Consider the following 13,632-nt stretch of genomic DNA (forward strand, 5'->3'; position numbering starts at 1 on the left):
TAGTCCCACAAGCTAATGAATGAATTCTAACAAATTCTAACAAAAAGTTATAAATTAAACATTTATTTGAAATTTTATAAAAAAAATAACCCTTGACAAATTTTTCTATCAAGGGTTATAAAATGTTATTCAAACCTATAAGTTGGGTAAATCGCCATTTCCTTTGGTAGGTAAATTGGTATAACCCATCAAGTATTTATCTACTTCTCTTGCAGCTTCACGACCTTCAGATATTGCCCATACAATTAAAGATTGTCCTCTTCGCATGTCACCAGCAGTAAATATATGAGGAACATTAGTTTGATAATTAGTCGCTTTAAAATTGCTTCTCATATCAATTTCTAATCCTAATTGATCGCTTAAAGTTTTCTCCGGACCTGTAAATCCAAGTGCCAATAAAGCTAAATCACAAGGCCAAATTTTTTCAGATCCTTCTTTTTCTATCAGTTCAGGTCTTTGTCCAGGTGTCATTTTCCATGCCACTTCAACGGTTTTTAAACCAACAAGTTCTCCTTTTTCATTAGAAATAAATTCTTTGGTATTGATTAGCCAGTTTCTATTACAACCTTCTTCATGTGAAGAAGATGTTTTTAATTGCAATGGCCAAAATGGCCAAGGAGTAGTTTCACTTCTTCCAACTGGTGGTTTTGGTAAAATCTCAAAATTAGTAACTGATTTTGCACCGTGTCTGTTTGAAGTTCCAATACAATCTGAACCTGTATCTCCACCACCAATAACGATAACATCTTTACCAGTTGCTTTAATTTGATCTGGAATGGATTCTCCGTACAATACTTTAGTTTGTTGCGTTAAAAAGTCCATTGCCTGAACAACTCCTTTGCTTTCTATTCCTTTGGTAGGCAAGCTTCGTCTTTCGGTTGCACCACCACATAATACGATAGAATCAAAAGAATTCAATTCTTCAACACTATAGTTTACGCCAACATTTACATTAGTTTTAAAAGTAATTCCTTCAGCTTCTAAAACAGCAACACGTCTGTCGATAATTCCTTTTTCCAATTTGAAATTTGGAATCCCATAACGTAATAATCCTCCAATGGCATTGTCTCTTTCAAAAACTGTAACAGTGTGTCCTGCTCGATTTAATTGTTGTGCAGCCGCTAAACCAGCAGGGCCAGAGCCTATTACAGCTACTGTTTTTCCTGTTCTAACTTCTGGTGGTTGTGGTTTAATCCAACCTTCAGCGAAACCTCTTTCGATAATATTTTTTTCAATATTCTCGATAGCTACTGGCTCGCTTATAATTCCTAATACACATGATTTTTCACATGGAGCAGGGCATAAACGGCCTGTGAATTCTGGAAAGTTATTGGTTGATTGCAATATTTTCAATGCACTTTCCCATTCTTCCTGATGTACCATGTCATTAAAATCTGGTATCAAATTTCCTAATGGACAGGCACTGTGGCAAAATGGAATCCCACAATCCATACATCTGGATCCTTGTTCTTTGATTTTATCTTTGGTTAACGGAATTGTAAATTCATCATAATTCGATACTCTTTCTGGAACAGCAACATTACTTTCGTCGGTTCTAGTATATTCTTTAAATCCTCCTATCTTTCCCATGACTATAGTGCTATTAGTTCTTCAATTTTTTTTTCTTCTGCCAATCTCTGTAATGCTTTTTTGTAATCAGTAGGCATTACTTTGATAAAATGGTTGCGTTGGTTTTCCCAATCTTCTAAAATCCTTTTTGCCAAAGGACTATTGGTATACATAGAATGATTTTTTATCAAACGTCTCAGTTTAGTAAAGTCATCATCTTCCAATGTTTCAAAAGCGACCATTTCCATATTACATAATGTAGCATCGAATTTTTTATTTGGATCAAAAACATAAGCAATACCACCGCTCATTCCTGCAGCAAAATTTCTTCCTGTTTTTCCTAAAACCACTACAGTTCCTCCAGTCATGTATTCGCATCCATGATCTCCAATCCCTTCAACAACAGCTGTTGCTCCAGAATTTCTCACACAAAAACGTTCTCCGGCCATACCATTAATATAAGCTTCACCAGTGATTGCTCCGTAAAGTGCCACGTTACCAATAATGATATTTTCTTCTGGTTTGAAAGTGGCAGTAGGAGGGACTTTTATAATTAATTTACCTCCAGAAAGTCCTTTTCCTAAATAATCATTACAGTTTCCATGTATTTTAAAAGAAAGACCATTTGTTGCAAAAGCACCAAAACTTTGTCCGGCAGAACCTGTAAAATCTACTAATATTGTGTCCTCAGGTAAACCTTGTGCACCATATATTTTTGAAATTTCATTACTCAATATTGCTCCAACGGAACGGTCTGTGTTTTTGATATCAAAAGTAACTCTTGTTTTTTCTTTTCTATAAATAGAAGGAATAGCCGCTTTTATAATTTCAAAATCAAGTACATGGTCTAAAGCATGGTCTTGTGTAGTCGTATTGTGGTTTGGAACTTCTTTAGCTTTTTCTGGTTTATATAAAATAGTAGATAAATCTAATCCACTTGCTTTATAATGCTTGATGGCTTTATTGACATTCAATTTTTGAGATTGTCCCACCATTTCTTTTAATGTTCTAAATCCAAGTTGTGCCATGATTTCTCTCAACTCTTCAGCAATAAAATACATAAAGTTAATGATGTGTTCCGGTGTTCCTTTGAAATTTTTTCTCAATTCAGGATCTTGAGTTGCAATACCTACAGGACACGTATTCAAGTGACATGCTCTCATCATAATACAACCAGATGCTACTAAAGGAGCGGTTGCAAAACCAAATTCCTCAGCTCCAAGTAATGCAGCGATAGCAACATCACGCCCTGTTTTCAATTGTCCGTCACATTCTAAAACTACACGACTTCTTAAATCATTTAGAATTAATGTTTGTTGTGCTTCGGCTAATCCAAGTTCCCAAGGAATACCAGTATGTTGCAGTGATGTTAATGGTGCAGCTCCAGTTCCTCCGTCGTATCCTGAAATCAAAATTACGTCGGCTTTTGCTTTAGCAACACCGGCAGCGATTGTTCCAACACCCACTTCAGAAACTAATTTTACATTAATTCGAGCTTCACGATTAGCATTTTTTAAATCAAAAATTAACTGTGATAAATCTTCAATAGAATAAATATCATGGTGTGGCGGAGGTGAAATTAATCCAACATAAGGTGTAGAATTTCTTACTTCAGCAATCCAAGGCACTACTTTTTCGCCTGGTAATTGACCACCTTCTCCAGGTTTTGCACCCTGAGCCATTTTTATTTGAATCTCTTTGGCATTTGTCAAGTAGTTGATAGAAACTCCAAATCTTCCAGAAGCAACTTGTTTAATGGCACTATTTCTAGAATCACCATTTAAGTCTTTTTGGAAACGTTTAGAATCTTCTCCACCTTCTCCAGAATTACTTTTTCCACCAATTCTGTTCATTGCAATCGCTAGATTTTCATGAGCTTCTTGGCTGATAGACCCATAAGACATGGCTCCAGTTTTGAATTTTTTTACAATTTCTGTCCAAGGCTCCACTTCGTCAATTGAAATAGGATCTAAGTTATTGAATTCAAATAAACCTCTGATGGTCATCAAGTTTTCACTTTGATCGTTCACCATTTTAGAGTATTCTTTATAACTCTCAGGACTGTTTAAACGTACCGCTTGTTGCAATTTAGAAATCGTCGTTGGATTAAACATGTGTTTTTCTCCTGATCTTCTCCATCTGTAAATACCTCCAATTTCTAAAGGCAATAAATTGCTGACTTTTGAATTTGGAAATGCTTTTTGGTATCTTTTCTTGATTTCTTTTTCGACTTCCATTAGCCCAATTCCTTCAATTCTGGAAGGAGTATATGGGAAATATTTAGAAGTGAATGTTTTGTTTAATCCTAAAATTTCAAAAATTTGTGCTGCTCTATACGAATGTAAAGTAGAGATACCAATTTTATTCATGATTTTCAGAATCCCTTTTGCAATAGCTTTATTATAGTTTTTAATAGCATAATCTGCTTTTACACCAGTGATAAAACCTTGGTTAACTTGGTTATGAATAATTTCATTTACCATGTAAGGATTGATTGCGCTGGCACCATAACCAAATAGTAAGGCAAAATGATGTGGTTCGCGAGGTTCTGCGGATTCGATTATGATTCCAAATTTAGAACGAACTTTCAGAATGTTAAGCGAATGATGAATGTAAGAACACGCCAATAACATTGGTATTGGAGCCATTTTTTCGCTTACTCCTCTATCCGAAAGAATCACAATGTTGCAACCTTCTGAAACTGCTTTGAAAGTCGCCTGAACCGCTCTTTCCAAAGCGCGTTCTAATCCGTTTACTCCTTTTTCTATATCGTATAATGTAGAAATAGTGACTGATTTGAAATCAGCATGATCAATATTTCTTATTTTATCTAAATCCTCGTTTGAAATTACAGGATTTTGTATTTTTAATTTTTTACAATGCTTAGGCTCAATATCAAAAATATTAAAATCTCCACCAATCGCTAAACTGATATCAGTAATGATTTCTTCACGAATACCATCCAAAGGTGGATTGGTAACCTGAGCAAATAATTGTTTGAAATAGTTGTATAACAGTTGTGGCTGATCAGATAAAACAGCTAGCGGCGTATCATTACCCATAGAACTTAATGCTTCTGCACCTTCAGCTCCCATTGGGTTTATGATTGTTTTTAAATCCTCTATTGTGTAACCAAACAAACGTTGTCTTGTTTCGAAATCAATATTTTCCGTAGGGATTGGATTGTCAGTATAAGGGATTTTTGCTAATTGCAATAAATTTTCATCCAACCATTGTTTGTAAGGACGTTTGGTAACAATCGCATTTTTAATCTCATCATCTTCAATGATACGACCTTCGTTCATGTCAACCAAAAACATTTTTCCGGGCTCTAAACGACCGTGTTGAATCACATCTTCTGGTTTGATGTCAAGAACACCAATCTCTGAAGACATAATTACAAAACCACTTTTAGTCAATGTGTAACGAGATGGACGCAAACCATTTCTATCCAATAAAGCACCAATAACGTTACCATCTGTAAAAGGAATTGAAGCTGGTCCGTCCCATGGTTCCATGATGCATGCATTGTATTCGTAGAATGCTTTTTTGTCTTCCGACATGGTTTGGTGTTTTTCCCAAGCTTCAGGAACAACCATCATCATTGCTTCCGGCAAAGAACGACCTGTCATCAATAACAGTTCAATTACCATATCCATAGAAGCCGAATCTGATTTTCCTTCTAAAATAATTGGGAATAATTTTTTGATGTCATCACCAAAAACATCACTTTTCATCAGTTCTTCACGAGCACGCATACGGCTAATATTACCGCGAAGTGTATTGATTTCACCATTGTGGCACATGTAACGGAAAGGTTGTGCCAATTCCCAAGATGGAAATGTATTGGTAGAGAAACGTTGGTGAACCAAAGCTAATCTGGTTACCAAGTCATCGTCTAACAAATCAGTATAGTATCTACTGATGTCTTCCGGCATCAACAAACCTTTGTATATAATGGTTGTAGTGGAGAAACTTGAAAAATAGAATCTGTAACTTTCTGAAATTCGTGAATTTCTGATTGTATGCTCAGCAATTTTTCTTCCCGCAAACATTTTGGCGTTAAATTGTTGTTCTGTAAGGTCTAATCCATTTTTACCAACAAATACTTGTTTAACGGTTGGTTCTTTTTCGGCAGCAATTTGACCCAAATTAGAAACATCCACAGGGACATCTCTCCATCCTAAAACTTCTAAATTTTGATCACGTATTGATGCTTCAAAAGTTGTTTTACAAAAAGCTACTTGGTTTGGACTTTTAGGCATAAAAACCATTCCTACAGCATATTGTCTAGCTTCTGGGATTTCAAAATCACATACTTTCTTAAAAAAATCATGAGGGATATCAAATAATATTCCAGCTCCATCTCCAGTTCTGCCATCTGAACTCACAGCACCACGGTGTTCTAATTTGATTAGAATGTCCAGTGCTTTGTGTATAATATCATTTGATTTAATTCCATTCAAATTACAAATGAATCCTGCTCCGCAATTGTCGTGTTCAAATTCGGGCAAATAAAGGCCTTGTTCTTTAACTTTCATGCTTAATATTTTTTTTTACAAAATTAAAGATTTAGTAACATATAACAGGCTTAAAAGTTAAAAACGCCTTGTTTTTACAGTTCTAATAGAAAAAGGTTAAATAAATCACAATAATAAGATTTAAGGACATCTGATTTGATTTTTCGACAAAAACAAAATGAATTTTGAGCCGTAAAGCCCGGAATTTTGAGAGAAATGTTTTACTGATGGTTTTTCTTCAATATTTATAACAAATTAGTAATTAATTTTTATATTTTTTATAATTTGATGCCTGTTATTGCCGGGTTTAAAATATCTAAATTTAGACTCCATTTAAATTGAAAAAAAAATAACAGTTAAGTTTAATTTTGCTATTTTTGTGCCACTTTTATTCTGAAATAAATTCAGAATCCAGACAAATTCTATATTATGAACATACACGAATATCAAGGAAAAGAGATTTTAGCTAGCTACGGAGTTCGCATTCAACGCGGAATCGTTGCTAATAGCCCAGTAGAAGCGGTTGCTGCTGCAAAACAATTAACTACCGAAACTGGTACAAGTTGGTATGTTGTAAAAGCCCAAGTTCATGCAGGTGGACGTGGAAAAGGTGGTGGAGTTAAACTTGCCAAAAATTTACAACAAGTAGAAGAGATTTCAGAGCAAATCATCGGAATGCAATTGATAACTCCTCAAACTTCTGCTGAGGGTAAAAAAGTACACAAAGTTTTAATCGCTGAAGATGTTTATTATCCTGGTGAAAGTGAAACTTCTGAGTTTTATGTTTCTGTTTTATTGAATAGAGCTACAGGTCGTAACATGATTATGTATTCTACTGAAGGTGGAATGGATATTGAAGAAGTTGCGGAGCACACTCCACATTTAATTTTTACTGAAGAGGTTGATCCTTCTGTTGGATTACAAGGTTTTCAAGCAAGAAGAATTGCTTTTAACTTAGGTCTTTCTGGAAATGCTTTCAAAGAAATGGTGAAATTCATCGATTCTTTATACAATGCTTATATTGGATCTGATGCTTCGATGTTTGAAATCAACCCGGTTTTAAAAACATCTGACAATAAAATTATGGCTGTAGATGCTAAAGTAAATATCGATGATAATGCTTTATACAGACAAAAGAAATATGCTGACATGCGTGACGTTCGTGAGGAAAACCCAATCGAAGTTGAAGCAAAAGAAGTAGGTTTAAACTATGTAGATCTTGACGGTACAGTAGGATGTATGGTAAACGGAGCTGGTTTAGCTATGGCAACTATGGATTTAATTAAGTATGCTGGTTTTGAGCCTGCTAACTTCCTTGACGTAGGTGGAACTGCTGATGCAAAACGTGTTGAAACTGCTTTCCGTATTATCTTAAAAGATCAAAACGTAAAAGCAATTTTGATTAATATTTTTGGTGGAATCGTTCGTTGTGACCGTGTGGCGCAAGGAGTTGTTGATGCTTACAAAAATATGGGTGACGCAATTAAAGTACCAATCATTGTTCGTTTACAAGGTACAAATGCAGCTATCGCAAAAGAATTAATTGATAATTCGGGAATGCCAATTTTATCTGCTGTTGAATTTCAAGAAGCAGCTGACCAAGTAAAAGCAGCACTTTCTTAATTAGAAAATTGTTATATATATTTAAAAAATCCTGAGTGAAAGCTCAGGATTTTTTTGTTTTTACCTGTAGATTTTTTGTTTTTTGAAATCTATTTTTATGGGACATGTTTTTTTATAGCTAGAATTTTTAGGACCTAAAAATCATAAAAATAAATAAAAGTATAAATAATACTGACTTACAACCGTTACCTTTACTATTGTAAAAAATTCTTTTTTAAATATTATGAAACTTCATTTGCAAAATAATTTTATAGCCGAGTTACCTGCTGATACGAGTGATATCAATATGCCAAGGCAAGTGCAACAAGCTTGTTATTCGTTTGTTTTGCCAAAAAAGCCTTCAAATCCATCGCTGATTCACGCTTCGATTGAAGTGGCTAATGCTATTGGTCTTTCTCAGGAAGATATTGTTTCCGCTGATTTTTTAAATACTTTTTCAGGAAGTACTGTTTTTCCGGAAACAAAACCTTTTGCCTTGTGTTATGCCGGACATCAATTTGGGAATTGGGCTGGACAATTAGGAGATGGTCGTGCTATCAATCTTACCGAAGTAGTTCATGATAATAAAACATACACTTTGCAACTAAAAGGAGCAGGGCCAACACCATATTCCCGAACTGCAGATGGTTTTGCCGTATTGCGTTCTTCCATTCGAGAATATTTGTGTGCCGAAGCAATGCATTATTTGGGAGTTCCAACAACGCGTTCGCTTTCGCTAATGCTTTCTGGAGATCAAGTATTGCGTGATGTTTTGTATAATGGAAATCCTGCCTATGAAAAAGGCGCTATTGTTTGTAGAGTGGCTCCTTCTTTTATTCGTTTTGGAAGTTTTGAATTATTTGCAGCTCGGGAAGATCATATTAATCTCAAATTATTGGCGGATTTTACCATTAAACATCATTTTCCTCATATTCAACAAGAAGGTGTCGAAAAATACCTGGCTTTTTTTCAAGAAGTTACCCAAACTACACTCAAGATGATTGTTCATTGGCAACGCGTAGGTTTTGTTCATGGAGTTATGAATACCGATAATATGTCTATTCACGGCATCACCATTGATTACGGTCCTTACGGTTGGTTAGACGATTACAACTCCAGCTGGACGCCCAATACAACCGATATACAGCATAAAAGATACCGTTTTGGCAATCAACCTGAAATTGCGCTTTGGAATCTGTATCAATTGGCAAATGCATTGTATCCTTTGATAAAGGAAGCGAAACCGCTGGAAACTATTTTAGATGCTTTTAGTGTAGAGTACGAAAAGGAGTATTTGAATATGATGCAAAATAAGCTTGGTTTCCAAATCAAAAAAGAACAAGATGTAGTTTTGATTCAGAGTTTGACTCAATTGTTGGAACGAGTAGAAACAGATATGACTATTTTCTTTAGGAACCTGAGTACTGTTACCAAAGCGGATATTGTAATAAATGCTTTCAATACCATAAAAGACGCCTTCTATAATGAAAAGGATTTGAATGAAGCAATATTGAAAGATTGGCACGATTGGTTTGAGAAATACACTATTCGAATCAATGAAGAAACACTTTCTGATTCTGAAAGAAAAGAGCAAATGAATACAGTGAATCCAAAATATGTATTGCGAAATTACATGGCGCAGTTGTGTATTGATGACGCGGATAAGGGAGATTATTCGTTGCTGAACGAATTATTTGAAATGCTTAAAAATCCTTATGACGAACAACCGAATTTGCAAAAATGGTTTGCCAAAAGACCCGATTGGGCGAGAGATAAAGTGGGATGTTCTATGTTAAGCTGTAGTTCTTAAATTAGATTTAAACACTATTGAAAACAGAATCTATTTAACACCTATTGCTTCATGACCTCTTAATAAAACCTTGTTTTTATTTTCTAAATTTTCTTTGGTTTTCCCTAAGATGTTGATGATGTCAAATTTGGTATCGCTCTTTCTTAAGTTATAAAATTCTTCTGAATTAGTGATTTCAACTTCTAAAATATAGTTTCGATCTAATTTGAAAGTTTCAATATTGTCTTTTATAAATGCTCCATTTACCATATAAATGACATCGTTACTTTTGATTTTGGTAAATTCAGATTTAATTTGTTCCAAACTTATAAAATCATATTTCTTAGGGTTTTTGGAAGTAATGTTAATTTGGCCACGATACAAAACCCCATTTATTATGGTGTCTTTTTTGACAACATTTATAGATTCAATTTCATTTGGCTCAATATATTCCATTGTATTTATTGAAAGTAAGGTTGAATCAAAAAACATGGCTGGTTCTTCAGTTTTATTGTTTTGTCCAAAAAAGAGTGTAGTAAAAAATAATAGAGAGAAGGTGAGAATAAATTTCATTTTTCAAGGGATAAAGTAGTAATGATGAATTAAATATACAAAAAAAAATCTGTTCGCCACGGCGAACAGGTTTTTTTGACTTATTTAGCAAGGCACTGCAGTGATTCGCTACTATTTACGATTTTTTATTCTTACCGAAATTAAATTTCACTTTCTCTACAACTTGAACTTTTGGAGTTCCTTTTGTAAATTGCTTTTTGAACGGTTTCTTAGCAGCAGGTTTCGATTTTGAAGGACTTTCGTCACCTCTTGATTTCTCTTCGTCTCTAGGCTTTGCTTTAAATTCAGTTCTTTCAGAAGCTCCTTCTTTTACAGGAATTTGAGCTTTGTGTTTGGCTAAAACATCATTTGGGTTTTTTGGATTTTCTTTCGTTCCACGCAAGTGAATTACTAATCCGTTTAGGAAATTACGCAACACTTGGTCGCCACATTCCATATAATTTTCATGTTTTTCATCACGGAAAAAAGCACCCAATTCTGATTTGGTGATTCTGAAATCCACCAATTCTAATATTTCAACTATTTGATCGTCACGTAGCATTAAGGCCACACGAAGTTTTTTAAAGATATCGTTGTTTGTCATCTTATTCTAATTTTTTACAAAGGTACGGTTTAAAAGCAATTGCACCACAATTTTAGATTTAGAATTGATTTTGGTTAAGAATGTGAATTATTGTATCCAAATCTTCTTTTTGGTGATTCGCAGTAATTACAATTCGATTTAGATTCTTACTGTCGGTCGGGTATTTAAAATTGGTTACGATAATTTTATTCGCTGTAAAAATTTCATTTAAGCCTTCTATTTCTGGATAAATTAAAGGATAATTTGAATCAAAATGAATTGCTTTGTTTTTAATCAAATTTACATCTATATATTGAAGATTGTCTTTTAGTTTTTGATGCTGTTGCAAATAAATATTGTCCGCATCAGCCATTGTCTGAACAAATGCAGCATTCATTCCGGCACTGGAAACAAAAGTGTCGTGAGTTGCCATTTGATTAATAAATTCCGCATCACTGGCAATTACACCTCCTGTCAATCCAAAGGCTTTCCCTAAAGAGGATATCATAATTTTTCTTTTAATATTGGGAACATTGATTGTCGAAAAAATCCCGCAACCATTCATACCCAAAATTCCAAGCGAATGTGATTCATCAATAACCAAAGTAATTTCTTTATTGTACGGAATCGAATTTATTATAGTAAGATCGATTGGTTTAATATGAAATGAAGGAACCGAATCCGTTAGAATCGTAATTTTTTCAGTTGCGTTATCCAGCAAACGAGGATTTAATTTTTCTCCAATAAAAAAAGGAAGACTGTTTTGTGCTTTGATGGCAGTATGCGTATCCGGAAAATGAAAAAAGCAATCGGTTTCAGGTGTTAATGCTTCAATAACTAATTTTCCTGCCAGCATAACAGAAGAAAGGGTAAGTGTAGCATCTGCTTTGATGTAATTAGCTAAAAATTGTTCACCTTTTTCGTAGGCGGTTAGCTGAATATTGGCACTTCTCGAACTTCCATAAGCCGTTCCCCATTGTGAAATGTTTTTGATGAGCAGTTTTTGAAATTCGGGATGCGTTGGTAAACCCAAATAGGCTGTTCCTCCAAAATAGAGGTATTCTTCGTTGTCTATTTCAATTATTCGATCTGGAAATTGGCTGACTTTCATTTAAAACTACATTAAAGTTACACCGGTTCCGTTTAAATCAGAATAGTTTATTTTTCCAAAATCTATGGTTACACCAGTTGCTATATCTTCTGCCAAAAGCAATGCGCCGTCCATATCAACATAATCCAGTTGCGGCAATAAATGGGCTATCGCAGAAATCCCTACAGTTGATTCGGTCATGCAACCCACCATCGTTTTTAAACCTAATTTCTTGGCTTCCTGAATCATTCGTCTTCCAGGAGTTAGTCCGCCACATTTTACCAATTTTACATTGACACCATGAAAATGGTTGTGACATTTGGCTACATCTTCTTCAATGATACAACTTTCATCAGCAATTATTGGTAAAACGGAATGTTTAAAAACTTCCTTGTGTCCTTCCCAATGGTCTGCTTTCATGGGTTGTTCCAAGAATTCTACTCCTAGTTTTTTTAGTTCAAAGGCATTATTTATGGTTTCGTCCACGCTCCAACCACAATTAGCGTCGATTCTAAAAATGGCATTCGTATGTTTCCGAAGTTCAGTAACAATAGCAATATCTTCTTTGGTTCCCAATTTTATTTTATAAATCGGCCAAGGCAATTCCTTCATTTTTGCAACCATTTTTTCTATGGAAGCAATTCCAATTGTATAATCGGTCAATGGATTTTTATCGATAGTATAATTCCATAACTCATACAATTTCTTTCCTTTTTTGCGTGCGTATAAATCATTGTATGCCATATCCAAAGCGCACAATGCAAACATATCATCTTTTAAATAAGGATGAATTTTTGCCCAAAATTCTTCAGGTGTTTCATCTGTAGTGTTTTCGATTATGCTTCTAATTTTTTCTAAATCCTGCATCATCATCGGAACAGTTGTTTTGTAATACGGATTAGAAGTTGCTTCACCAAAACCTGAAAAGCCGTCAAGCTGCAACTCTACAATCAAAGAAGGTTGAAAGTCGATCGATTCTCTCGAAATTGTGAATGTATGTTTTAATTTGAGGTTGTATTCTCTTAATATTAGTTTCATTTGAATCTGATTTTGCACTTAAAATTAATACGTTTCTTTAAACGGAAAATTTAATAACCAAGCCATAACACTGCTTTTACAAAATTATCACGCCAGAGTTTTTCATTGTGTTGTCCGCCTTTTATAATTTTCTTTTCATTCAAATTAAGACAATAACATCGATTTGAATTTAATAAATATTCCATTTTATTCAAATCCGAAACCATATCGTCACTTTCATGATCTCCACATAGGAAATAGATTTTAGATTTTATCTTTTTAGATTTTTCAGTCAAATCATAAATGTCTTTACTGTACCAAAACGAAGGGGAAAACACACCCGCTTTTCCAAATATTTCAGGGTATTTTAAAATGGCATAATAAGAAGTAAGCCCACCAAGGGAACTTCCCATGATAATAGTGTTTTTCTTTTTAGTTTTTGTTCGATACGTTTTGTCGATTTGTGGTTTTAATGTTTTTACGATAAATTCTAAATAACTGTCTGCTTTTCCACCACCATATTTCTCATTTTTGAAAGGTGTTAATTCATCGATTCGTTTATCATTTCCATGTTCGATTCCTATAACAATAACCTGTGCTTTTAGGCTGTCCAGTTTTTCATCCACATTCCATTCACCCGAATAGGAAGTTTTAGCATCAAATAAATTCTGAGCATCATGCATATAAATTACTGAGAATTTCTTTTTGGAGGTTGCATAATTTTCTGGCAAATACACCCAAATTTTCTTTGTCATTTGCAGTTGTGGCGCTTCAATAGTAAAAGTGGAAACTTGTTTTGAAGCAGTGCTTTGTTTTGACTGGTTAGAGTCTTGAGCAGCAATTTTTGCTATTATAAAAAAGAAAACTAGCAGTAGGAACTGTGGTCGAATCATTATTAGTTTTTGTGTTT

Annotated in this window: 9 protein-coding genes; 2 read left to right on the forward strand and 7 right to left on the reverse strand. The window is 34.4% G+C overall.

Features of this window, described 5'->3' with window-relative positions:
- Nucleotides 1-135: 135 nt before the first annotated feature.
- Complete coding sequence (locus tag C8C87_RS04185) at nt 136-1,590, reverse strand: glutamate synthase subunit beta (protein ID WP_099716002.1); 1,455 nt, start codon at nt 1,588-1,590, stop codon at nt 136-138.
- Between the two features lie 2 nt (nt 1,591-1,592).
- Complete coding sequence (gene gltB / locus C8C87_RS04190) at nt 1,593-6,110, reverse strand: glutamate synthase large subunit (RefSeq protein WP_121341395.1); 4,518 nt, start codon at nt 6,108-6,110, stop codon at nt 1,593-1,595.
- 408 nt (nt 6,111-6,518) lie between these two features.
- Between gltB and sucC the strand changes: the two genes are divergently transcribed.
- Both sucC and C8C87_RS04200 read left to right on the forward strand, forming a co-directional pair.
- Complete coding sequence (sucC, locus tag C8C87_RS04195; RefSeq protein WP_099716000.1) at nt 6,519-7,712, forward strand: ADP-forming succinate--CoA ligase subunit beta; 1,194 nt, start codon at nt 6,519-6,521, stop codon at nt 7,710-7,712.
- 220 nt (nt 7,713-7,932) lie between these two features.
- On the forward strand, nt 7,933-9,501 hold the full coding sequence (locus C8C87_RS04200) for a YdiU family protein (RefSeq protein WP_199074835.1): 1,569 nt from the start codon (nt 7,933-7,935) through the stop codon (nt 9,499-9,501).
- A gap of 30 nt (nt 9,502-9,531) precedes the next feature.
- Here the strand turns inward: C8C87_RS04200 and C8C87_RS04205 are convergent, their stop codons facing one another.
- From C8C87_RS04205 to C8C87_RS04225, 5 genes are all read right to left on the reverse strand, one after another.
- A complete protein-coding gene (locus C8C87_RS04205) occupies nt 9,532-10,053 on the reverse strand; it encodes a hypothetical protein (RefSeq protein ID WP_099715998.1) in 522 nt (173 codons plus the stop codon).
- Nucleotides 10,054-10,168: 115 nt separating this feature from the next.
- Nucleotides 10,169-10,636, reverse strand: a complete 468-nt coding sequence (locus C8C87_RS04210) for a DUF1456 family protein (protein ID WP_099715997.1) — start codon at nt 10,634-10,636, stop codon at nt 10,169-10,171.
- A 58-nt stretch (nt 10,637-10,694) separates the two neighbouring features.
- Nucleotides 10,695-11,726 (reverse strand): aminotransferase class I/II-fold pyridoxal phosphate-dependent enzyme, encoded by a 1,032-nt coding sequence (locus C8C87_RS04215; RefSeq protein ID WP_121341398.1) that lies wholly within the window; start codon nt 11,724-11,726, stop codon nt 10,695-10,697.
- Nucleotides 11,727-11,732: 6 nt separating this feature from the next.
- Nucleotides 11,733-12,743: a dipeptide epimerase gene (locus tag C8C87_RS04220; protein ID WP_121341401.1), complete on the reverse strand. Its 1,011-nt coding sequence runs from the start codon at nt 12,741-12,743 to the stop codon at nt 11,733-11,735.
- A gap of 50 nt (nt 12,744-12,793) precedes the next feature.
- Nucleotides 12,794-13,615: an alpha/beta hydrolase gene (locus C8C87_RS04225; protein ID WP_121341403.1), complete on the reverse strand. Its 822-nt coding sequence runs from the start codon at nt 13,613-13,615 to the stop codon at nt 12,794-12,796.
- Nucleotides 13,616-13,632: the final 17 nt, after the last annotated feature.

Origin of the sequence: Flavobacterium sp. 120, from assembly GCF_003633605.1 — a bacterium.
In the GTDB taxonomy this organism is placed as follows: Bacteria; Bacteroidota; Bacteroidia; order Flavobacteriales; family Flavobacteriaceae; genus Flavobacterium; species Flavobacterium algoritolerans.

Excerpts from the sequence above, each read along its gene's own strand:
- C8C87_RS04185 (WP_099716002.1), bottom strand. The coding sequence starts at position 1,590 with ATGGGAAAGATAGGAGGATTTAAAGAATATACTAGAACCGACGAAAGT.
- gltB (WP_121341395.1), bottom strand. The coding sequence starts at position 6,110 with ATGAAAGTTAAAGAACAAGGCCTTTATTTGCCCGAATTTGAACACGAC.
- sucC (WP_099716000.1), top strand. The coding sequence starts at position 6,519 with ATGAACATACACGAATATCAAGGAAAAGAGATTTTAGCTAGCTACGGA.
- C8C87_RS04205 (WP_099715998.1), bottom strand. The coding sequence starts at position 10,053 with ATGAAATTTATTCTCACCTTCTCTCTATTATTTTTTACTACACTCTTT.
- C8C87_RS04210 (WP_099715997.1), bottom strand. The coding sequence starts at position 10,636 with ATGACAAACAACGATATCTTTAAAAAACTTCGTGTGGCCTTAATGCTA.
- C8C87_RS04215 (WP_121341398.1), bottom strand. The coding sequence starts at position 11,726 with ATGAAAGTCAGCCAATTTCCAGATCGAATAATTGAAATAGACAACGAA.
- C8C87_RS04220 (WP_121341401.1), bottom strand. The coding sequence starts at position 12,743 with ATGAAACTAATATTAAGAGAATACAACCTCAAATTAAAACATACATTC.
- C8C87_RS04225 (WP_121341403.1), bottom strand. The coding sequence starts at position 13,615 with ATGATTCGACCACAGTTCCTACTGCTAGTTTTCTTTTTTATAATAGCA.